Here is a 22,311-nt window from a genome sequence, read left to right as displayed (position 1 = left end):
AAGCACTCACCATTAACTAAAATTATTCAAACTGTTAGTTCAAACTTTATAAAACACAAAGTTGATTAATAAAGCTTTCTAGTTCATAAGCTGGTAGTGTCTCTATTGGGAGTTCTGCCACAATTGCCTTATCTTCATATCCTAAAATAATTCGGCTGCTGAGACGAGGTAATAAAGCTTGCCATTGAATATCTGCTAAACTACCAACCAAAGCAATTTCTAATCCCTCACTGATATCTAAGTCCTCTTCCATCAAAAGATTCATGGTGATGCCAGAAAGTAATAGTTCTGCATCCTCAGTGGAAATATTACTGGTGTTAATTAATAAAGTAGTTTTTTGACTATCTGGATAAGTTGCGATCGCTTTAATTACAGATTCCAATTCTAACCCCAGCAACTCTTCCGATTGCGACCAATCAGGGAAAACAATAACATTAATTTCCTTCAACTTCAAAGATAGCAGACTAGCATTAATCAATGTAGTACTAACAATATCAGCCATTTTCGTCCAAGAAAATTTTTGTGCTTGCGCCAAACCAGCCTCAATCAATGCTTGACGAACCCTCGGCTTTTGGATATCACATAAAGCATTTACCATTCCATCTACATCATCATCCTTCACATATATTGCAGCCTCTCCTGCTACTTCTGGAATTGAAGCATTCGGACAAGTAATCACCGGACAACCACAAGCCATTGCTTCAACAATTGGCATCCCAAAACCTTCATATTTAGAAGGATAAACCAATGCCACTGCACCAGAATAAGCTGTTGCTAACTCCTCATCACTAAGTTGCAACATATAAACAGAACTACCCGACGTACAAACTCTAAATTCTGGCGCTAATACCCCACCACTACCTGTACAAATAATATCGAATCCATAGCTACTGGCAAGCTGAGAAAATGCTTGGAAGAATAGCATACTATTCTTATAACCATTACTAGCCCCAACTACAATAAAGTAAGGCTTTGTAATACCATACTTCGATTTAAAACTATTAACCTCTTCAGATTTTGCTGGTGAAAAATTACTATTAACACCACAATGAGCAACAGTAACAGAATCTACAGATATTTCTGGGAAATATTTGTTAATGTCACGCGCTGTATGTTGAGAAATAGCAATGTAAGCAGATGCACTTTGAATCGCTAAATGCTTTTCTCGCCACATAGGATTATTAATTACATCCCATCCCAACACCTCTGGTATCATATCGTAAGCCATGAATACAGAAGGTGTTGTTAATGAGGTTGTATAGTAAGAAGAGATAAATAAATCTGCACCTTCCTCATCACATATTTCTTGAAGCATCTGTTTATCTGTATCGGTATCGTTATAGTCATAAACAGGGATTGTACGATAACGGATACCATTAATTTTGGGTGCTGTATTGCCTCTATCTAATACTAAAATGTGATTAGCAAATTCACTATTTGACCATTGCTCTAGCAAACTCCGCCAAACTCTAGCAATTCCTGTTTGATAGAGTTGAAAGAAGACACCATCAATTAAAATATTACGTCGAGGTAAAGTTTGAGATTTGGCTTTAGCTAGTTCGTAAATTTTAATAGTTTCTTGAATATATTTATCCCAACTGAAATTCTGAGCTTGTTGAAGGGATTTTTTCGCTAAGTTTTTTCGCAATTCTGGTTCAGAATATAATCGCAGTATATTATTCTCAAGTCCTGATGTGTCATTAGGATCAAGCATAATTCCAGCATCTCCAACAACTTCGGGTAAAGAAGAAGTATTCGATGTAATTACCGGAGTTCCGCATTGCATAGCTTCTAATGGTGGTAAGCCAAAACCTTCATAAAAGGACACATATAAAAATGCTAATGCACCGGAATATAAAGGTGCTAAATCTTCATCAGGTACAAAACCTGTAATAATAATTCGGTCTTTTAATTCTTGGAATTTGTCTATTTCTGCAAAAATTTCTTCATATTGCCATCCTTTTGTACCTACCAATACTAGATTGAGGTCATGAATATTATGGGTTTGAATTAGTCTCAAAAAAGCCCGAATAACATGAGCAATATTTTTTCTTGGCTCTAGGGTTGATAAAGTTAAGAGATAAGGCTGATTAGGAATTTTATATTTTTGTTTAACTTGGTTAATTACGTCTGAATCAGTACAAGGATAAAATTTTTCTTGATCAGCAGCTAAATGTGTAACTAAGACTTGATTGTGATTGAGATTTTGTCGATATGCACAAATATCTTGTTGTGTAGATTCAGAAATACAGCAGACAAAATCATTTGGATCTATCTGGTCTATAATTGTTTTAACTATATGTTCTGAATTATAGTTAAAATATTGTGGATAAAGAATTGGAATTAAGTCATACAGTGTGATGATTCTGGTAGCAAAGTAGATATTGTGAGGTAAAGGATAATAAGTCGAGTGATAAATGTCTATATTTAAATCTTGTAGTTGTGATAAATAAAATACGGGAAGATTTTTATACTCTAAATTTTGATTTATATAAATTTGACAAGCCTCCAATAAATCAGGCTCACTAGTACATAAATAAATACAACACTGTGGAGATTTTAGTAGTCCTTTTAAAAGATTTTCTGTAACTCTAAAAACTCCAGTTTTAGCAGTTTCTAAGATAGTCCCTAAACCTAGGACAGCAATATCTAATGCTATTTTAATTTCTGTTATTTGATTCAATAATGAAACTTTTCTTATTTCTTTAATAGGACTCTGGCATAAATTATTAAAAACATTAGGTACAAGCTTATTTTCTGTAAGTAAATGTAAAGTAATTCCGTTGTAAGATATATTACTGGAATAAAAGTTTAAATTGTACTTGTCTGCAATTATTTCTAGAGATTTTAATGTATATATTGATGTGTGTTGTCCTTCTTGCGGTACGTAGTACCACCATTCATCAGGCTTAGGATTATTTATAGGTAGAATTTCTGTACTAAACAAAATATTTCTAGAAAATTTTAAAATATTTTCTATCTCTTCTATAGGATTAACAAAATGCTCAAAAACCTCAAACGCGGTGACTAATTCATAAGATTCATTTCCATTTGTTGTATAACCTTTTGCAAATATATTATTACAGAACTTATCTAGCCAATAAAAATCAAATCCTGAATCTCTCATCATTCTCACAAATAAACCATAGCCAGCACCATAATCTAAAAATCGGGACTGATGATTAAATATATTAAAAATAATTTGATATGCTTTTTGAGAACAATATTGATTACGAAATAATAAACCACTATCACTTTTGCCTATAACATCAGAGTAAGCTTCTTCTAGCCAGTAAGGCTCTTCTGTTTGAACAAAACCACAATTAGAACATTGAAAATAATTGACATTATATTTATTTAATAAAAGATTTTTCCCAAAAAAGTGACTATTAGAATTACAGATTTTACATTTCATAGATATGATTAATCTTTTTGAAAGATTACTGATAGTAAATTTGCTTATTGAAATCCAAGAAAAATTAATAGCGATCGCTCTAATTTTGCTGTTTCTTAATCTGCTCTAAAACAGTTTTGTAGTCTTGCCTGTCAGGATGCAGTTTAACTAGCTTTTCCATAATCTCAATCGCTCCTTTGGGATCTTTTAAATGCACTCTAGCTATAGCTAATTTCTCTAAAGCCGCTTGGTTGTTTGGTTCTCGTTGCAAAACTAGTTCATAACCCCGTGCTTGTTCCTGTAAAGAAGACTCAACAGATACATTCTTTTTCTGAGACTGCTGATGAGCTTGTGGTATTCCACTAATCACACCAAATACCGTAGAACCAACGAAAGAGGCTAAACCTACTACCGTTAAAATCCTTTTCTTTAGGTCAATTTTCTTTTGGCGAGAAATAATATAGTCATCCCCAGAACTAGACATGTCTCAATAGTTGCTGTCAAAAATACTGAGATACCAGCAAGCCTCCAGTTATCAGAGTACCCACCACCCCAGGGAAACTAACATGATGGCTGTAAAGTTTTGAAAATTCTTCAGACGGTACGTAAGAACTACTTGAATGAAGACTTGCAATTATTCGCGTGACAAGGAAGACAAGGAGGACAAGGGAGATAAGGCTTCACCGTGAGCTTCAACCGAACGGACTAGGTTTTGAACACCTACACCCTTACACCCATTATTCAAGACAAGCTTTGTGCGCTAGTTTAATCTCTGCTAAAGAATTAATTTTTTATAAATTTTTGTAATAAATCTATCTAATGTCAGGTGTTTGCGATATTGTATATTACGTCTAAATATACGCGGTAAACTCTCCTTAGCCGTGTCTTAAACGACTTCAAACCAGCCTAAAATTCTTGTTTTTCTAACAAGTACTCACATACTCATGGCTGATGTAGATAAAATTCTGCAAATTCAACTTGTGTTATCAATGCAACTTTCAAAACAGTTAGTTTTTTCGTGACGCATAGACGATCGCTTGTGAGTAAAAATTTCAGTTTTGTGGTGGTAATTACCGTACAAAACCGAATTTATGCAAAAACAAGCAGGGTTTGTTATGGTATAGTTAGAAAGTTAAGACTAGCTTTACCAATTCCAACGCTCTACGCATCGATAACAATTGCCTAGCGGAAAGCAGTTTTGATTAAGCATTTACCTAAACGAAATCTGAACTTAATCATAGGTTATGACTCAGCAAGTAATTCACCCAATGGTGAAATTGCAGCGTAACGTGCAATCACTCGTAGAATCAAATATCATCAAACCCACTGATAGCATTTGGAAAATTGCCTTTCTCTATGGCAATGACTGGCAGCACTGGAAACAGGAACTGTTGGACTTTGGCTTCAGTATGCAAGACCCAATCAGTGAACTGTTGGCAGTGGAAGCTTGGGATGAAGAATAGGAAATAGGGAATAGGGAGTAGGGAGTAGGGACTAAGAAAAATCACGACTCCCTACTTACGACTCCCCACCTCCAAATTTATACCTTGCAAGCTGTTAAAGCATTGGCTAATTCCCTAGCGGTTTGATAGCGATCGCGTGGTAACGGCTCTGTTACACGTTCAATCACCTCTCGAATTTGGGGTGTAATCGTGGGAGAGTTAGCCACATCAAACCGAAAATTTCGTCCTTTTTGGCGGAAGAATTTAAAGGGATTTTCCCCAGTCAGCAGAAAAATTAGTGTTGGCCCAATGGCATATAAATCTGATTGAATCAGAGGTTGTCCCCGTTCTTGTTCGGGGGCGCAATAACCTTCTGCACCAATGCGTGTACCTGGTGTTGTGCCAATTTCTTTCACAGCACCAAAATCTAACACCACGATGTGATTATTGGCATTTCGCACCATCAGGTTAGCGGGTTTAATATCACGATGAATCAGTGGTGGTTCTTGGCTATGCAAATAGTCTATAATTTCGCAGGTTTGAATCATCCAGGCGATCGCTTGGCTAGGCGTTACAGGCCCAGTCATCTGGACTCGTTTTTCTAAATCTTGCCCATGTACTAATTCCATAGCCAAGTATTTTTTACCACCGTCAACAAAAAAGTCATAATACCTGGGGATACCTGGATGATGGAGAGATTTCAGCGTATTGGCTTCTCGCTCAAATAATTCTTGGGCTTTAGCTATTTTTGCCATATCAGCATTCATTTGCTTTAAGACCAAAAGTTGGGGATTTCCACTCATCCAGCCTTGTGTATCCCAAGCTAAATATGTGGTTCCCATACCTCCTTGTCCCAAAGTTCGCAACACCTGATACTGACGAATCGTCTGTTGCACTGAAAGAGGTTGACCACAATGAATACAAAATAAATTTTGCGGAGAATTACCTTCATGGGTGCAAGTGTAAGCCGCCCTAGCAGGGTCTTGATTTGTCGGCACAAATCCAGCCAACTTTTCTGACTCTGCATTAGTCGCTGGCGATATCTCCTGAATTTGAAATTGCAGTATTGGCCCTCCCTGCGCCAGTTGTAAAACTGCATTGTGCGGTAGAGGACTTTGAATTACCAAAATGCCATTGAGAAACGTACCATTTGTACCTTGACTATATATCTGCCAAGATTCTTCATGATTATCAGTACTGACTTGCCTGAGTTCTAGATGATGTCGGGAAACCAAACTATCGGATAAAACCACATGATTGTCTGCCGCTCGACCAATACGAATGACGGCGGAGTTATCAAAGCACCACTGTTTCAGGGGTGTTTTGTGTTGCGGTTCTAACAGCGTCACAATAACCACAATCAAACCTGCATAAAAAATAGGGAGTAGGGAGTAGGGAGTAGGGAGTAGGGAGTAGGGATGAGGAAAAACTCGAAGCTAACCTCTAATCTCTAGCCTCTAGCCCCGGAATTGTCCATGTTTGGTCGGACTTTTGCCCGCACCAGTATTGCAGTAATGTTGTCATGACCATTTTTTTGGTTTGCCACATCAATTAATTCATTGACACCCCGTTCTAAGCTTGCGCCAGAACTTAATAAAGGAAGTAAATGACTCTTCCAGTGGGTTTCTAGTAAATCATTATCTGATAAACCGTCAGAGGCGAGAATTAGCAAACTATCTTCATTAATGTCAAAAAACTCTACATCAGGATCGATGGCGCTTTCGTCACGCGGCCCTAAAGCTTGGGTTAATTGATAAGCATCAGGACGGGCATAAGCTATGCTGGGTTCTACTCCCCGCGCAATTTCTCTTTGTCCAACTTCATGGTCTACGGTGATTTGTTCGAGTCCGCGTTTGCGGGTTAAGCGGTAGAGACGGCTATCGCCCACATGAGCCACTACAGCTTCGGTATCTTGAATTACCAAAATTACCAAAGTTGTACCCATCCGCCCAATACCCGATCGCGCATCTTGTTGATTTAGCTGATAAATTGCTTGATTAGCTAAATAAACAGCCTCACGCATATTTGCTTCGGTTGGGCGCTGGTTGGTTTGCCAGAATTCTTGGAAGTATTGTTTGACAGTGTTAACAGCCAATTCACTCGCTATTTCCCCACCCGCATGACCACCCATTCCATCACAGAGAATATATAAACCACGGGCTTGGTAGACGCGGTTTCTGGGAAGTTCTAGCTTCTCAATTTTCGTGTCGATGCCAAAGTAGTCTTCGTTGTGTTGACGCTGACGACCTACATCGGTGCATCCCACATCTTCGAGACTGCTTAATTGCATTGACAGCACGATGGTGGGTAAGTCGTCGCTTCTTCCAGAACTGTCTTCGTCTGGATCATCTTCTAGCTGAATGATCGTGGGTGCTGTGGGATGTTGGTGAGCGGTGGGAGAAAAACTAGGAATTGCTGAGGTTTCTAGGTCTGAGGCGATCGCTTCTAGGCGCGATCGCAACTGGGCAATCATTTGAATTTTCCCTAGTTTCAAATCCTCCAAAATCTGCAATACCGCACCAAACTGCGTCCGTTGGGACTGTCTAAATAATTCCTGCCAAATTTCCCCCAAAACTTTTACACTAAACGGCTGTTCTGTTAGTGATAATGTTTCGTCTTCGGCTATGTCATCGGCTTCTGCTTCACTTTCCCTATACAATCTTGCCAAAGCCAATGTTTGGTCTTCATCCAAGCGCAGATTCGATAACTCCAACAAACTTTGGCGACATCTCACAGGTTCCAACACAGCCCACAGTTGGGTCATTTGATAAAACCAATGTAAAATTTGTAACGAGCTTGTTGTCTCTTCTTTCCACAAATCAATTAACAAAGGCCAATCAGAACGGTCTTCAATTAAGAGAACCTGGGTATTTCCTTCCTGCCAAGCATCGTGGATTGCTGGTATTTCTACTTGACATTTCGCCTGTAATTGTACGTAAGCTTTAGCTAATTTAGGAATGTCAATTTCTTGACCTGTTACGGTGAGCCATCCTTGGTTTTGATTGTCTAAAATAGCTCCAATTGGTGATATTTGATACGGCTGACAATCTAAAACTCGTACACCTACTTCAGTTTGTTGGGCATTGTCATCAAAGATTGCCAAGGGTTCTAGCAGTTGATAGCGTTGTTCTTTATCTATGTAAGAACCTGCTTTCAACACAGGTCTAGCAGCAAGCGGTAAAGTATATTCCGTGGAAAGAGGTAAAGTTGGTAAATCATCCTGATCATCTAGCCAACTGCCTAATTCCCAGTCCCCACCTTCTTCTTTAGTGACAATTGCCCACCAAACTGTCCCACATTCAGCACCGCAGTTATGACAACTTTGGGCATGTAATGGCACTTCCGTACCACATTCATGACAAGCATGATGAGTCAAGGAAGTGCCACAGTTTTGGCAAAATTTATTAGCATTGGGGTTCTCAAATTTACACTGAGGGCAAATCAGCATAGTGGAAGTTCCTTTATTCCCGTTCCAAGGTGCTTCTAGCCACTAATATCCAAAGTGCCACAATTAACTGCCCCTGCCTACAGTAGACCTACAAGAGATTGTGGTTTCACCAGTGAATGTTGGTGGCAGTATTAATTGTGACGCATCTTAGCTAAATATTTCAGATACCTGCAAATAAATTTTGTTCTTGTCCAAGGGGAGCAGCAATTTCTTAGTAAGAAACTGGTATAATTATACTCCCTTTTATCCCTGACGCTGCAATGGTAATTGCACCATAAAACAAGTACGATTTGACCTGCTGTCTACCTCAATTGTTCCTTCTAATTGCTTAATTAATTTCTGGACTAATGCCAATCCTAAGCCTGTACCGCCTTGCTTCCACGGGTCATTACTGGGAATGCGGTAGAATTTGTCAAAAATATGGGGTAATTCCGAACTAGGGATTTCTACACCCGCATTAATCACTTGAAACTGCATATTATGGCAATTTAATGCCACAGCAACAGTGATTTCAGCCTCTGGAGGGCTGAATTTACAGGCGTTGGTCAGCAGTTCGATAAAGATGCGTTCTAGGCTAAAAGGATCACAAACCAATGGCGGTAGATGCGGAGCTATACGTAGGTGGATTTTTTGCTTGCAGATACCTCGGTTACGGGCATGAAATAGCTCTACAACTCGCCGCAGCCATTGTTGGACTTGAATAGTTTCCAGCACCCAAGGTTGAGCGTTGCTATCTAAGCGTTGCAAATCCAGAAAGTTATTAATCAGGTTGATTTCCCGTTCGCACTCGTTATCTAAAATGGCAAAATAGCGGGCGGCTTTTGAGCGTTCGGCTGGCGGTTTAGCCATTTCCTGCACAAAATTTTGTTCTGGCTGTAGTGCAATTCCTAACATTTGAATTGCCATTTTCATGTTTGTCAGTGGTGTGCGGAGTTCATGGGAAACTGTGCTGAGAAATTCTTCCTTGAGGTGAGTCAGACTTTCCATTTCTGCTAACTGTACCTGCTTTGCAGTTTGGTTAGTTGCTTGGCTGACTTCTGGTTGGCGAATTTCTTCACATACCATCAAAATTACCGGACTTTTCTCAGGATATTCACCATCAGGTAAGATTTTGAGAGTTGTTTTCACCTGGGTAATTTTACTATCAGGACAGTGGAGGCGATATTCTGCCTTGATCGAATGGTTGGGGTAAACAGCACTGAACAATTCAATGAATGTTTCCGATAATCTTTGTCTGTCTGATAATTCCAGCAAATTAAATACAGAGGTTTTGATCAATTCTTCTGGTTTGTAACCCAGCAAGTTAGCGCCGAATTGGTTGATAGAAAGAATTATCCCGGCTGCATTTACACTCAAGTAAATTGCTGGAGTATGTTCATACAGACTGCGATACCAATGGAGTTCTGCTTGTGTACGCCGCAGCATATCTGCTGTGTACAGTTCTAAATCCGAGGTGCGTTCAGGCACAAGTTCCAAGCGAGCCGGAGAGGCTGACAAGGTATCTTGTTGTGTGTGTGTTTGATGCCAGAGCGATCGCTGATTTAAGCTCATAAGACCTAAACTTGTACTCACAGGCTAACGTTCATTAATAGGGAAAGGGAAGAAAAAAGTTCATTATAATTTTTTTGGCAAAATTTAGCCAATTACAGGCAAAAAATATCTTTCCCAGTTTTTAATGCTTTCCTTGAATAGCTGACATTCACAGATTAATTCTCACGTTTATTTACATCTATTTATTAATTAAGAGAATTGAGACTTTTGAGTTTTAGATTCAGAAGACTTGTTCAGTAGTAATTTAAGTTCTGATGCGCTCAAGTCGCGCCACTGACCGAGTTGTAGTCCGTCTAAATTAAGCTGGGCTATGCTTACCCTAATCAGTCGCAAAGTGGGAAAACCTACAGCCGCCGTCATTCGCCGCACCTGACGATTTTTGCCCTCTGTTAAAGTCATTTCTAGCCAAGCCGTTGGTACATTTTTGCGAAATCTGATCGGTGGGTGGCGATCGCCCACTGGTGGATCTACGGTTAACAGCCTCACTTGGGCAGGTCGTGTGCGGTAATCTTTGATTTCTACACCCCTTTGCAATTTGGTTATAGCATCTGGATCGGGAATCCGCTCTACCTGTACCCAGTAAGTTCGCTGATGGCCAAAACGCGGATCAGCAAGCCGATGTTGCAATTTACCATCGTTTGTCAACAGTAATAACCCCTCACTATCCCAATCCAAACGCCCCACCGGATAGACATCAGGCACATCAATATAATCTTTGAGGGTACTATGGTTTGGTGTTTCCTGCGTAAATTGACTGAGAACACCATAAGGTTTGTGAAAGATTAAATACCGAAAGCTATTGCTCATTAGATATTACAGATTTTTGCTACTCCTAGAAGCCTCAATTTAGACTTAACAGGGTTGATTAAGTGAAATTATGCAAAAATTTGGGAATTTTAATAAAAACAGATAAAGATGAGTTGATGATGCTGAACTCTAAGATTTGTAGGCGTTCTTTCTTGTTCCTGGGTGGTGCTTCCTTAGTCAAAGGATTGACATGGGATCTACCTGCGACTGCTCAAACCGTCCAAATTAAAAAAGCCAAAATAAACGGCATTTCTTTTTATCAGACAATTATTGACCTGACTGACCCCCAAACTTTCATCACCATTGGTTTAGCCAAGAATGCCACTTTTGCTAATACACAGCAGAAAAGTAGCGGAGATGAAGAATTTAGCAAAATCGTATCTCGTTATCGAGCAGCCGTGATTGCCAACGGCACTTTTTTCGCCAAAAATGCCCAAAAAACAGTGATGGGTAATATGGTAGCAGGCGGTAGATTTTTGAAATACAGCCAATGGGAAAATTTCGGCACTACCTTGGGTTTGCGAGTTGGCAATCAACCAGAAATGATTACTGCACGGGCGGATGGTAAACCAGAATGGCATCAACATTGGTTTTCTCTTACCTGCGGCCCCCGATTGTTAAGACAGGGACAAATTTGGCTCAACCCAGGACTAGAAGGATTTAAAGATCCTCATGTTTTAGGTAAAGGCGCACGTACAGCCATTGGTTTCCCCGCCGACGGCAAAAAGTTATTTTTGGTGAATTTTGACAGTAGCTTAAGTTTGCAGCAAACAGCACAAGCCATGAAAACAATCGGCTGTCACGAAGCCATGAATTTAGATGGTGGTGCTTCCAAAGCTTTAGCAGCAAACAATAAAATTTTAGTCCCGGCTGGCAGACCCCTAACAAATGTGATTGTTGTCTATGATGCCAAGAATCCGGCTCCAGCAGCTTTAAAACAAGATTGGATGAGATTTCAACAAGGCGATCGCCCGAAAATATCTGGTGTTTAGCAAGGCGAGGTGCGATCGCTTTCAGTAGCAATAATAAATTTGGAATTCCAATAACTGACAACTTTGGGATTCCATATTATTACTTTGCGTCTATGCGCGAGATAAAATAATTACGTAAGCGAGTCCACCAGTTTCATTATTTCCAACTCAAATACGCCAAAGTTCTATGACCCTTGCTAAATCTTCTGAACTAGGCATTACCCATCTCCCCGACCATACTGAATTACCAGAGTCCGACGGAACCTTTGTGAAAAACTTTCAAGAACATCCTCAAAGTCTCCTACTCACAGACTCTATCACAGACGTATTACAGCAACTACATCCTGATCAGCAGTTTGCCATTGGTCAAGATAGCGGTATTTACTGGCGTTTAACAGAACCACCAGAAAAAGGCGCAGAAGCACCAGATTGGTTTTATGTACCAAATGTACCACCAATGTTAAACGGTAAGTTTCGCCGTTCTTATGTCTTGTGGCAAGAATACGTCGCACCCTTAATTGTCCTAGAATTTGTCTCTGGTGATGGTTCAGAAGAACGGGACAAAACACCCCTAACTGGTAAATTTTGGGTGTATGAGCAGGCAATTAGAGTGCCATTTTACGGGATTTATGAGTTTAGCAAAGCTGCGGTGGAAGTCTATCACTTAGTAGATGGCAAGTATCAATTACTGCCAGCAAATGAAAGAGGTCACTATTCTATTCCACCGATGGGTGTGGAATTAGGGATTTGGCAAGGACAATATAAAAACATGGCAGCGCCTTGGTTGCGCTGGTGGGATACAGAAGGAAATCTTTTGTTGAATAGTGATGAAAAGTCTCAACAATTAACACTACAGTTACAACAAGAACAGCAAAAAGCCGAACGCTTGGCAGAAAAGTTGCGTCAAATGGGGATTGACCCTGATCAATTGTAGAGAGCGATCGCTTTCAGCATCCATATAGATTGAGTTTCCCAAGGCTACAAGCCATTGGGAAAATTAGCGTTTCACAACAAAATCTAAAAATCTTAACTAAGATGCTTGGAAATTTTAGAAGTTGGGGTTAAAGTATTTCTAGGAACCTTACCCAAGATTTTTGAAAACCAGGTATGTCAAAAATAATATACGATGTCATCCAAAGGTTTGAGGTAGAAGATGGCATTCCGCGCTTGCTATCAACCAACATCCAAGTAATTCAAGGTGGCGAGGACTTACTATCCTTGGCTACTACTATGCTTGCTCAACTTGGTTTCTATGAAAAGTTTGAGGAGAATCGAACATCTCAATATATTGGGTACAAATTTAAAAATCCCAAGAAAGGAGCTAAACGTTATCAACTGATAATAACGCCTCGTAAAGAGGGTTTATGTGTTGCTATATCGAAGGATATTCTGGAAGGAGATACTTTAAATCTAGAGTATTTTTATGGGAATGATGCTCACTATGATGTTTATTGGTCTACTCTAGGTAGAGTTTGGATTTTGCCTAGTAAAGAAAATATATTTTGGCAATCAATACAAACTCGCTATCCAAATCTTTTAGAAATTGCTGAAACTACAGGTTCTTTGATACTTAATAAGCGTGATGAACTTGAGTATCATCTAGGAGATATTGGAGAAAATAGTGATTTTCCTGAAATAAAAGTAGAAAATATTATTGATTCCCCAGAAAAGTTTGATGTCAACAGTTTAGGAAGTAGCGATTCTTATGTTGTGGTGAATGATGACTCGTTATTCCCATACAGTTGGCAAGTATATATAACTTCAACTGAAGTTTTAAAAGAATTTATTGGTTACTTTGCAAAAATTTTAATGGAGCAATGTTAATGTCTTTAAGAATTAAAAGACTTATAAATACTTACGAAGAAAGAATGCTAGAGTTTTTACAAACTTGCATTGATGAGAATTATAAAATTCATACGCAAGTTAGTTTATGCCAATTCTGTGAAATGAATGGCTACCTTGATTTAGAGCTAAGAAGGTTCTTCTTTAGTTCCAATGTAGATGCTCTCATTACAGATAAAGACTATAAACCATGTTTAGTGGTAGAGTTTCAGTCTTCATATCATGACTCTCTTGAAGCAAGAGAACGTGATTTAAAAAAAGCGACTTTGTTGACTCGTGCTGGTATTCCTTTTTTGTACTCACGAGTTAAAGATTTTGGGTTATTGCAACTTTACTCTCAGAGTGAAAAGGTAGTATTTAACTTATTTACAGGAGACGGTCGTGAGAATGCTAGAAACTTAATTAGAAAGTACTACACACCATCTATTTTTGTTAATGTATAGACATCTTCCGCGCTCTTCTTTGCGCCTCTGCGCGGCAGTCGCTTCAAGTCGGGAAACCCGCCCAACGCGCTGCCTTGCCTTTGCGTGAGATAAAAAATATTGTTGGCTCACAAAACATCTAACAGTGAGTTATACCGCCTCAATCACACCACAGCATATTCATAAAGTAATAACAGAAATAGCGATCGCACTCCCCCACACCTCATAAATTGTTAACCTCCTTGTCCTCAACCGTAAGCAAAATGGTACAATCTACATCCATGCTAGGGGTGCCTGAGATTTCAGGCTGAGATCACACCCTTAACACCTGAGTCTGGGTAATACCAGCGGAGGGAAGCTGTTTATTGAGGATTTCAATCATGCGGAAAGAATGGGTTGCCAAGCGGCGTGGGCAGAGCAATGTAACTCAAATGCACTACGCACGTCAGGGTGTTATCACCGAAGAAATGCACTACGTTGCTCAACGGGAAAATCTTCCTGCTGACCTAATTCGTGAGGAAGTAGCGCGGGGACGGATGATTATCCCGGCTAACATTAATCACACCAACCTAGAGCCAATGGCTATTGGTATCGCCTCTAAGTGCAAAGTGAATGCTAATATCGGTGCTTCACCCAACTCTTCTAACCTTCAAGAAGAAGTAGATAAATTACAGTTGGCGGTGAAATATGGCGCTGATACCGTGATGGACTTATCCACAGGTGGCGGTAACTTAGATGAAATTCGTACCGCGATTATTAACGCTTCACCCGTTCCTATTGGGACAGTTCCAGTCTACCAAGCATTAGAAAGCGTCCACGGCAGAATTGAAAACCTCACCGCCGACGACTTCCTCCACGTCATCGAAAAACACGCCCAGCAAGGGGTAGACTATCAAACCATCCACGCTGGCATCTTAATGGAGCATTTGCCTTTAGTCAGAAGCCGCATCACAGGAATAGTTTCTCGTGGTGGTGGTATTTTGGCACGGTGGATGTTGCATCACCACAAACAAAACCCGCTTTACACCCACTTCCACGACATCATTGAAATTTTCAAGAAATATGATGTTTCTTTCAGCTTAGGTGATTCTCTGCGCCCTGGCTGTACCCATGATGCTTCCGACGCTGCACAATTGGCAGAATTAAAAACCCTCGGACAGTTAACGCGCAAAGCCTGGGAACACAATGTACAGGTGATGGTAGAAGGGCCTGGACACGTCCCAATGGATCAAATTGAATTTAATGTCCGCAAGCAAATGGAAGAGTGTTCCGAAGCACCATTCTATGTGTTGGGGCCTTTGGTAACAGATATTGCTCCTGGCTATGACCACATCACCTCTGCTATTGGCGCAGCAATGGCAGGTTGGTATGGGACAGCTATGTTGTGCTACGTTACACCCAAAGAACATTTAGGGCTACCTAACGCTGAAGATGTTCGTAATGGGTTAATTGCCTACAAAATAGCAGCCCACGCCGCCGATATTGCCAGACATCGCCCAGGTGCAAGAGACAGAGACGACGAACTCTCCAAAGCTCGTTATAACTTCGACTGGAACCGCCAGTTTGAATTATCCCTCGACCCAGAAAGAGCGAAGGAATATCACGACGAGACCTTACCCGCAGACATCTATAAAACTGCTGAGTTTTGTTCAATGTGCGGGCCTAAGTTCTGTCCGATGCAAACTAAAGTTGATGCTGATGCGTTGACTGAATTAGAGAAGTTCTTGGCTAAAGAAGCTGTAGTACAAGGTTAAGATAATTTTCGTGAAACATCGTTATTGGGTTGAACCTAGTAACGATGTTTTCCAAGGGTTTCAAGCCCACATCCAGAATTTATTGTAGTTGCCACGCGATCGCTTTTAGAACTACATACTTGATATAAAAATATTATTTACTTAAATGACTCGTCAAGTTCATGACCAATTTGCTAAAGAATATTTAGAAGAGTTATTAACAGGTCTAGGAACGATTAAAAATAGCGAAAAAGTTAAAAGTGAAGTTCAAGAAATTGATGTTTGGTTTGAGCCGTTTTCTCCTCCACCCAAAAACAATTTACCTTTGGGTTTATTAGGAAAAATGGCAACAACTCAGTGTTTATTTGAACCTTTTCGCAATCCACCATCTGAAATAGAAATTCGTAGTTGTTTACTAAAATTATATGCTGTTCATGGTGATGTAGTCAGGAAAGCGAAACGAGAAAACAGAAATATTGTTGAATCAGAGTTACCAATTTTATGGATTTTAACACCAACGTTTTCATCTCGGATGATTGCCGGATTAGGTGCGACTGAGATTTTAGAAAATTGGGTGAAAGGTGTTTATTTTCTGCCGAATATTCTGAAAACAGCAATAGTTGTTATTCATCAATTACCAGAAAATGCAGATACCTTATGGTTGAGGGTTTTGGGGAAAGGAGGAACACAAAAAAGAGCAGTAGAAGAGTTAACAGAATTGCCAGAACAGAACCCTTTTAGAGAGAATTTGTTAGAAATTTTAGCAGACTGGCGTAAAAACTTAGAGTTGAGAGATAATTTAACTAGAGAAGAACAGGAAGTGATTATGAACTTATCACCAGCTTATTTACAACAACAGGAAGATTGGAAGCAAGAAGGAAAGCAAGAGGGTCAACTTTCGTTGATAGCTTCTCTTCTAGAAGCACGATTTGGTACTTTAGATGCTGAATTATCTATTTTGGTAGGAAAGATTGCCCAAATTCCGGTTTCAGAACGGACTCAGTTACTTCTTTCTTTGAGTAATTTATCGCGTGAGGAATTGTTGCAAAGACTGAGTAACGATGAAAGTTAGACATAACTCTATCCAAAAAGAGTTTCTAACTGAAAGTGCATCACCAGTCAAAAAAATACTGATTGTTGTTTCATTTGTGGGACGAAGTTCGCAGGCTAATTTTTTCACATCAAAATGACGACATTCCTCACAGACTCCACTGATATTAATAGGGTTCATTTGTCCTCAAAACTGAATTTAAAGCAGCGCAGTGAATTGGGACAGTTTTTTACTCCCGCCTCAGTTGCTCGGTTGATGGCGAGACAATTCAGCAATTTATCTGGTCATATTAGTCTTTTAGATCCGGGGGCTGGAGTTGGTGCGTTAACTGCTGCATTTGTCGAACAACTATTAGCAAATCCTCATAATGTCGAAAGTTGTTTGCTCACAGCTTATGAAATTGAATCAGTTTTTATACCAGCTTTGAGACAATGCCTGACAGAGTGTTGTATCGCTTTAGAAAAAATCGGAATTACAGCAAATTATTGCTTATATCAAAAAAGTTTTATTCAGGATATTAGTGAAATAGATTTACCACTTTTTAATCAGTTATCTAATATCTTTACCCATGCAATTCTTAACCCACCTTATAAAAAAATTAATAGCCAATCAATAGAAAGAAAAATCTTGTCAAAATTAGGAATAGAAACTGTAAATTTATATAGCGCATTTGTTTGGCTAACTGTTTTAAATTTGTCTGACAATGGAGAAATAGTTGCAATTACACCTAGGAGTTTTTGCAATGGTCTTTATTTTAGACCTTTTCGGCAAGCTTTTCTGCAAAATATGGTAATTTCAAACATTCATATTTTTGAAAGTCGTTCAGCAGCTTTTATAGAAGATAAGGTATTACAAGAAAATATTATTTTTCATGCAAATAAAACTAAAATTCTTCCGGATTACGTTGAAATTGCTAAAAATGTTGAAAATAAATTAGATGAATTTTCAGAATTAAGATATGTTCCTTATAGCCAAGTTGTTGATCCTCATGATTCTGAAAGTTTTATTCATATTGTGACCAACTCTCTTGAAGATTATTTGAGAGCGCAAATGAATCGATTTTCATCTACTTTAGATGACCTTGGTTTAGAAGTTTCAACGGGGCCAGTTGTGGATTTTCGGCTCAAATCAGCGTTGAGAACTTGCTGGGATGATAACAGTGTGCCATTGATTTATCCAGAAGCGATCAAGGCAGGGAAAGTATGTTTTCCTCCTAGTAATCCCCGTAAAGCGATCGCTATTACACAAAACTCAGAAACAGCAAAATGGTTAGTCCCTTCAGGTTGGTATGTTTTCACCAAGCGGTTTTCTGCTAAGGAAGAAAAACGTCGTGTTGTGGCTGCTGTGTATTCTCCTGGCGATTCCCCTGTAATTGGTATAGAAAACCACTTAAATTACTACCATGCTCAAGGCCAAGGAATGAACCCCGATTTAGCACGAGGTTTAACAGCATTTCTCAATTCAACTTTATTAGATAGTTACTTCCGCCAATTTAGTGGACACACACAAGTTAACGCCACAGATTTGCGTCAACTTAAATACCCCAGCAAAGATGATTTAATTCGATTAGGAAGCCAAATTGGTGATTCTCACTTAGATCAGGAGCAACTTGATCAAGTTGTACATCAAACTTTGTCGATTATGAGCGAAGCTATAAATGCAATTCAGGCGAGTAAACGAATTGAGGAGGCGTTAGCAATTCTCAAAGCTATTTCTGCTCCTAAAGCTCAACAGAATGAACGATCTGCATTGTGTTTACTAGCTTTAGCAGACATTCGCCCGGAAACACCTTGGTATCAAGCCACAGCACCAAGACGCAGAATCACAGAAATGATGGATTGGTTTCGTGATCACTACGGTAAACAATATGCACCGAATACACGCGAAACAGTGCGACGACAGACAATGCACCAGTTTGTGCAGATGAGGATAGTTGTGGAGAATTCTGATCAACCGGAGCGACCAATTAACAGCCCAAAATGGTGTTATCAACTTCATCAACAGGCATTGTCGCTGATTAAATCCTATGGTTCTGAACAATGGGAAGAAGCTCGTCACAATTATGCTATTTCAGTGACAAATTTATTGCAGGACAGAAAGCGAAATCGACCAATAATTCCTGTAACGCTACCTAATGGTCAAGCTATTCAGCTTTCATCAGGTGGACAGAACATATTAATCAAGGACATTTTAGAAAGTTTCTGTCCCAAATTTACACCAGGAGGTTTTGTGATTTATGTAGGTGATGCTGGAGATAAGTTTATTATCAATGAAACTCAAAAATTCCGAGAACTGGGAATTGAGATAGACACTCACGGTAAAATGCCAGATGTTGTAGTTTACCATAAACAACAAGACTGGCTGATATTAATAGAGGCTGTGACAAGTCATGGCCCAGTAAACTTGAAACGTCGCAATGAATTAAAGCAACTGTTTCAGTCTAGCCGTAAAGGATTAGTGTTTGTAACTGCCTTTCCCAGTCGCCAAGAAATGACTCGTTATCTAGCTGAGATTTCTTGGGAAACAGAAGTGTGGATAGCAGATCAACCTGATCACATGATTCATTTTAATGGGGAAAGATTTCTTGGCCCGTATGAAAGCTAAAGTGTTTAACAGGCTATTTCAATATCGTTACTGTTATCGTTTTTAGTATTCCAAGTCTTCTAAAAATTCTGGCTGAAATACAGCTTTACGATCGCCTGGAATCTCACCCTCAACACCCATATAGCCTGACTTTGCTGGAAATATTTTAATATAGCATCAGGATAGGGCTGGATTTGGGCTATCTCTAAAGACGATATGATACTGAATTTATGTAGGTATTTTGCTACGATCGCTGTTTAATTGACCTAACTGTGATAGTGGTAACTTTATAATAAATATGTTGGTAAAACGCAAAAGCCGCAGTATCGCTGCTATTCTCGCTTTTTCTGGTACGCTCACCGTCTCAGGATTACACAAGTTCTATTTAGGTCAGCCGTTGTGGGGGATTTTATATGTGCTGCTTTCTTGGACACCAATCCCCAAGGTGGCTAGTGCAATTGAAGGTGTGTGGTATTTAGCCTTAGATGAGGAAGCTTTTGACCGGAATTTTAATCAGGGTAAGTCGGCTGTTAAGTTTTCTCAATCAGCCAGTAATCAGGTAGAAACGGTGGCGAATGCTTTGCGCGAACTTGATGCACTGCGTCAAGATGGTCTAATTTCAGAATATGAATTTGAGCAAAAACGCCGCCAGCTACTCGACCAAATTTCTTGATATAGCACTGTAACCTGTCACCTGTAACCTGTCACCTGCCATACAAGCAAAGATAATGCACAACTGGCTACCTTTAAACTTTAAGTTACAAAAACTCCGCGCCAAATTGCTGAATGATCCTTACTATCGGTTGCAGTCTGGTGAAGAAATTCAAATAGCGGCGCAATTGGGTATTCGGATTGATGTGAATCAAGCGACAGTGGATGATTGGTTGCGCTTACCGGGTTTGTCGATTCACCAAGCGCGATCGCTTGTCGAACTTTCTCGTTCTGGGGTTAAATTTTACTGTATCGAAGATATTGCCGCCGCTTTGAGTTTACCAGTGCAGCGTCTCAAGCCATTAGAACCACTGCTGCACTTTGTTTACTACGACAATGAGTCTCTGGTGCATACAAATCATTTAGTGAATCCCAACACTGCTACAGTCGAGATGTTGGCGCAAACGCCATTGATTGATTTGTCCCTTGCTCAAGCAGTAGTGGAAAATCGCCAAGCTCATGGACTATATCGTAATATCGCTGATTTTCAACAACGATTGCAGTTACCTGCCGAAGCGATCGCGCAATTAATGTATTTTCTGCGGTTTTAATTCATGGTGGGTTGCTCTTGGTCTTCGGCTATTTCTGGACTAAATTCAGTAAGCATACACAGCTTTATCAAATTATTTATTAATTAAAAGATCCCTTGTATGAAATCATTGATCCCTGTTTTATTCTATCGGGCAGGGATAATAAATTTTATAGCCATTGCCAGCTAAATTAAGATAAGATTTATCATCAAACACTTATACCAAGAGACTTTTGAGCTTATCTCCTATTTTCTAGTATATGACTTTTTTGTGTCTTTATTATGTCTGTTTACCCATATCAGCTTCTTCTATCTTGCTAACAATTGGTGATATATTTTCTTGACTCTAGGGAATTTATCACTAAATGTCACCAAAGAATGACATTTATCTAGTATGGTTCATAAAAACTTATTTCCCGAAATATTTGATATATATATCATCTTGGTTACAAAGCGTTAAGAAATTCTTATTAAAAAATATTGCTGATACTTGATTTTGTTGTTAACGTGTGTTTAGCAACGCTGCTGATCAATGCTCTGAATCTAAGAAGAGGTAAAAATTATGAGCCATATCCATTCAGCCAATTGCTGGAAGTATTGATGAAGTTCCGAAGCCTTGCATAGAAAAGGTACTACAGGCTATGGACTCGACAAGTTTTATATCACTAAGTACTAGGATTTTTACTCAGCACTCAGTACTCAGCATTCAGCACTTTTAAGTCAGAGGATTTCCGCAATGCAGATTAAAGCACAAATCTCCATTGCAAATAGCTGAGTTTTCTTCTGAAGTCAACAAGGATAGATGATTTGTCTTACCTGCGGAAAATGAGTAACCGTAATTGCGTCTATCTAAAAACACAAAACGCGGGTTAAGACTTAAATTCTGGAGATAAAAACCGATGAAGATTCAAGGTAATGTTGCTCTAATTACAGGGGCTTCTCGCGGTATTGGCAGAGCGATCGCCCTTGCTCTAGCACAACAAGGGATGAAAAGATTAATTTTAGTAGCACGCGATCGCCAAAAATTAACTGAAGTCGCCCAAGAAATTACGGCGATGGGAACAGAAGCCGTCATCATCCCACTAGATTTAACTCGCGCCACAGAAGTAAATATTACTGTAGCCCAATTGTGGCGCAATCATGGCCCGATTCATCTGCTGGTGAATTGTGCTGGTGTTGCTTATCAAACCTCATTCTTGCGTTCCAAACTTCCCCAACTCCAAGAAGAACTGTCTGTGAATTTGTTGGGAATGTACACCCTCACCAGTTTGATAGCCCGACGCATGGCCAGCCAAAAACAGGGGACAATTGTTAACGTCTCTAGTTTAATGGGGAAAGTCGCTGCACCAACAATGGCAACATATTCAGCTACAAAATTTGCCATCTTAGGATTTACCCAAGCCTTGCGTCAAGAATTAGCCGAGTACAATATTCAAGTCAAAGCCTTATTACCTTCTCTCACCGACACAGATATGGTGCGTGACTTGCAACTATTCCGTTGGGTGATTCCCATGACACCCCAACAAGTAGCGCAAGCATTGATCGTCGGATTGCAGAATGATGCACCAGAAATTTTAGTTGGATGGCAAAGTCATTTAGCTGTGTGGTGTCAACGCCTAGCCCCTTGGTTGTTAGAGTTGATTTTAAAAATTGCCGCGCCACCAGCACCAAGAAAGCAGCAAGTTGTCGAAAAACCAAGTTTATTCAGCCGGATCAATCGTTTTTGCGATGTTTTGTTAAATCGAAACGTAACTCCATTAGTATCTGCACGTAAGTCTTAAAAGATTCTGGGACGCGATCGCCTACTGCAACAATAAAGATACAGTA

17 protein-coding genes and 1 riboswitch are annotated in these 22,311 nt (G+C 39.6%); of the genes, 11 read left to right on the top strand and 6 right to left on the bottom strand.

Annotated features, from left to right (window positions below; all coding sequences use genetic code 11):
• Positions 1 to 46: 46 nt before the first annotated feature.
• Both H6G77_RS21955 and H6G77_RS21950 read right to left on the bottom strand, forming a co-directional pair.
• Positions 47 to 3,415: a glycosyltransferase gene (locus H6G77_RS21955; protein WP_190872732.1), complete on the bottom strand. Its 3,369-nt coding sequence runs from the start codon at positions 3,413 to 3,415 to the stop codon at positions 47 to 49.
• Positions 3,416 to 3,494: 79 nt separating this feature from the next.
• A complete protein-coding gene (locus H6G77_RS21950) occupies positions 3,495 to 3,878 on the bottom strand; it encodes a tetratricopeptide repeat protein (protein ID WP_190673121.1) in 384 nt (127 codons plus the stop codon).
• Between the two features lie 760 nt (positions 3,879 to 4,638).
• Between H6G77_RS21950 and H6G77_RS21945 the strand changes: the two genes are divergently transcribed.
• Positions 4,639 to 4,857, top strand: a complete 219-nt coding sequence (locus tag H6G77_RS21945) for a DUF4327 family protein (protein WP_062291811.1) — start codon at positions 4,639 to 4,641, stop codon at positions 4,855 to 4,857.
• A gap of 77 nt (positions 4,858 to 4,934) precedes the next feature.
• Here the strand turns inward: H6G77_RS21945 and H6G77_RS21940 are convergent, their stop codons facing one another.
• From H6G77_RS21940 to H6G77_RS21925, 4 genes are all read right to left on the bottom strand, one after another.
• On the bottom strand, positions 4,935 to 6,194 hold the full coding sequence (locus H6G77_RS21940; protein WP_190588805.1) for a protein kinase domain-containing protein: 1,260 nt from the start codon (positions 6,192 to 6,194) through the stop codon (positions 4,935 to 4,937).
• Positions 6,195 to 6,286: 92 nt separating this feature from the next.
• Positions 6,287 to 8,284: a serine/threonine phosphatase gene (locus H6G77_RS21935; protein ID WP_190872731.1), complete on the bottom strand. Its 1,998-nt coding sequence runs from the start codon at positions 8,282 to 8,284 to the stop codon at positions 6,287 to 6,289.
• Between the two features lie 243 nt (positions 8,285 to 8,527).
• Positions 8,528 to 9,835 (bottom strand): PAS domain-containing sensor histidine kinase, encoded by a 1,308-nt coding sequence (locus tag H6G77_RS21930; RefSeq protein ID WP_190872750.1) that lies wholly within the window; start codon positions 9,833 to 9,835, stop codon positions 8,528 to 8,530.
• Positions 9,836 to 10,024: 189 nt separating this feature from the next.
• Entirely contained in the window at positions 10,025 to 10,642 is a 618-nt protein-coding gene (locus H6G77_RS21925; protein WP_190588803.1) for an rRNA large subunit pseudouridine synthase E, read from the bottom strand.
• A gap of 119 nt (positions 10,643 to 10,761) precedes the next feature.
• Here H6G77_RS21925 and H6G77_RS21920 point away from each other — a divergent pair, with 119 nt between their 5' ends.
• From H6G77_RS21920 to H6G77_RS21875, 10 genes are all read left to right on the top strand, one after another.
• Positions 10,762 to 11,634, top strand: coding sequence for a phosphodiester glycosidase family protein (locus H6G77_RS21920; protein ID WP_190872749.1), 873 nt, complete (start codon positions 10,762 to 10,764; stop codon positions 11,632 to 11,634).
• Between the two features lie 166 nt (positions 11,635 to 11,800).
• On the top strand, positions 11,801 to 12,547 hold the full coding sequence (locus H6G77_RS21915; protein WP_190872730.1) for a Uma2 family endonuclease: 747 nt from the start codon (positions 11,801 to 11,803) through the stop codon (positions 12,545 to 12,547).
• Positions 12,548 to 12,720: 173 nt separating this feature from the next.
• Positions 12,721 to 13,437, top strand: coding sequence for a hypothetical protein (locus H6G77_RS21910; protein WP_190872729.1), 717 nt, complete (start codon positions 12,721 to 12,723; stop codon positions 13,435 to 13,437).
• Positions 13,437 to 13,898, top strand: a complete 462-nt coding sequence (locus tag H6G77_RS21905; RefSeq protein WP_190872728.1) for a DUF2726 domain-containing protein — start codon at positions 13,437 to 13,439, stop codon at positions 13,896 to 13,898. Before H6G77_RS21910 ends, H6G77_RS21905 begins: the two co-directional genes overlap by 1 nt.
• A gap of 255 nt (positions 13,899 to 14,153) precedes the next feature.
• Positions 14,154 to 14,250: riboswitch (TPP riboswitch) on the top strand.
• Positions 14,251 to 14,257: 7 nt separating this feature from the next.
• Positions 14,258 to 15,631 carry a phosphomethylpyrimidine synthase gene (thiC, locus tag H6G77_RS21900; RefSeq protein WP_190673109.1) on the top strand — a complete coding sequence of 458 codons (1,374 nt, stop codon included), beginning with the start codon at positions 14,258 to 14,260 and terminating at the stop codon, positions 15,629 to 15,631.
• A gap of 145 nt (positions 15,632 to 15,776) precedes the next feature.
• A complete protein-coding gene (locus tag H6G77_RS21895; protein WP_190872727.1) occupies positions 15,777 to 16,682 on the top strand; it encodes a hypothetical protein in 906 nt (301 codons plus the stop codon).
• 114 nt (positions 16,683 to 16,796) lie between these two features.
• Complete coding sequence (locus H6G77_RS21890) at positions 16,797 to 19,265, top strand: BsuBI/PstI family type II restriction endonuclease (RefSeq protein WP_190872726.1); 2,469 nt, start codon at positions 16,797 to 16,799, stop codon at positions 19,263 to 19,265.
• 277 nt (positions 19,266 to 19,542) lie between these two features.
• A complete protein-coding gene (locus tag H6G77_RS21885) occupies positions 19,543 to 19,917 on the top strand; it encodes an NINE protein (RefSeq protein ID WP_062291837.1) in 375 nt (124 codons plus the stop codon).
• Positions 19,918 to 19,972: 55 nt separating this feature from the next.
• Positions 19,973 to 20,506 carry a ComEA family DNA-binding protein gene (locus H6G77_RS21880; protein ID WP_190872725.1) on the top strand — a complete coding sequence of 178 codons (534 nt, stop codon included), beginning with the start codon at positions 19,973 to 19,975 and terminating at the stop codon, positions 20,504 to 20,506.
• 877 nt (positions 20,507 to 21,383) lie between these two features.
• Positions 21,384 to 22,265: an SDR family oxidoreductase gene (locus tag H6G77_RS21875; RefSeq protein ID WP_190588798.1), complete on the top strand. Its 882-nt coding sequence runs from the start codon at positions 21,384 to 21,386 to the stop codon at positions 22,263 to 22,265.
• Positions 22,266 to 22,311: the final 46 nt, after the last annotated feature.

Origin of the sequence: Aulosira sp. FACHB-615, from assembly GCF_014698045.1 — a bacterium.
Classification (GTDB): domain Bacteria; phylum Cyanobacteriota; class Cyanobacteriia; order Cyanobacteriales; family Nostocaceae; genus Nostoc_B.
This window is presented reverse-complemented; position numbering and strand designations above follow the sequence as displayed.

Excerpts from the sequence above, each read along its gene's own strand:
- H6G77_RS21955 (WP_190872732.1), bottom strand. The coding sequence starts at position 3,415 with ATGAAATGTAAAATCTGTAATTCTAATAGTCACTTTTTTGGGAAAAAT.
- H6G77_RS21950 (WP_190673121.1), bottom strand. The coding sequence starts at position 3,878 with ATGTCTAGTTCTGGGGATGACTATATTATTTCTCGCCAAAAGAAAATT.
- H6G77_RS21945 (WP_062291811.1), top strand. The coding sequence starts at position 4,639 with ATGACTCAGCAAGTAATTCACCCAATGGTGAAATTGCAGCGTAACGTG.
- H6G77_RS21935 (WP_190872731.1), bottom strand. The coding sequence starts at position 8,284 with ATGCTGATTTGCCCTCAGTGTAAATTTGAGAACCCCAATGCTAATAAA.
- H6G77_RS21930 (WP_190872750.1), bottom strand. The coding sequence starts at position 9,835 with ATGAGCTTAAATCAGCGATCGCTCTGGCATCAAACACACACACAACAA.
- H6G77_RS21925 (WP_190588803.1), bottom strand. The coding sequence starts at position 10,642 with ATGAGCAATAGCTTTCGGTATTTAATCTTTCACAAACCTTATGGTGTT.
- H6G77_RS21920 (WP_190872749.1), top strand. The coding sequence starts at position 10,762 with ATGCTGAACTCTAAGATTTGTAGGCGTTCTTTCTTGTTCCTGGGTGGT.
- H6G77_RS21915 (WP_190872730.1), top strand. The coding sequence starts at position 11,801 with ATGACCCTTGCTAAATCTTCTGAACTAGGCATTACCCATCTCCCCGAC.
- H6G77_RS21910 (WP_190872729.1), top strand. The coding sequence starts at position 12,721 with ATGTCAAAAATAATATACGATGTCATCCAAAGGTTTGAGGTAGAAGAT.
- H6G77_RS21905 (WP_190872728.1), top strand. The coding sequence starts at position 13,437 with ATGTCTTTAAGAATTAAAAGACTTATAAATACTTACGAAGAAAGAATG.
- thiC (WP_190673109.1), top strand. The coding sequence starts at position 14,258 with ATGCGGAAAGAATGGGTTGCCAAGCGGCGTGGGCAGAGCAATGTAACT.
- H6G77_RS21895 (WP_190872727.1), top strand. The coding sequence starts at position 15,777 with ATGACTCGTCAAGTTCATGACCAATTTGCTAAAGAATATTTAGAAGAG.
- H6G77_RS21890 (WP_190872726.1), top strand. The coding sequence starts at position 16,797 with ATGACGACATTCCTCACAGACTCCACTGATATTAATAGGGTTCATTTG.
- H6G77_RS21885 (WP_062291837.1), top strand. The coding sequence starts at position 19,543 with ATGTTGGTAAAACGCAAAAGCCGCAGTATCGCTGCTATTCTCGCTTTT.
- H6G77_RS21880 (WP_190872725.1), top strand. The coding sequence starts at position 19,973 with ATGCACAACTGGCTACCTTTAAACTTTAAGTTACAAAAACTCCGCGCC.
- H6G77_RS21875 (WP_190588798.1), top strand. The coding sequence starts at position 21,384 with ATGAAGATTCAAGGTAATGTTGCTCTAATTACAGGGGCTTCTCGCGGT.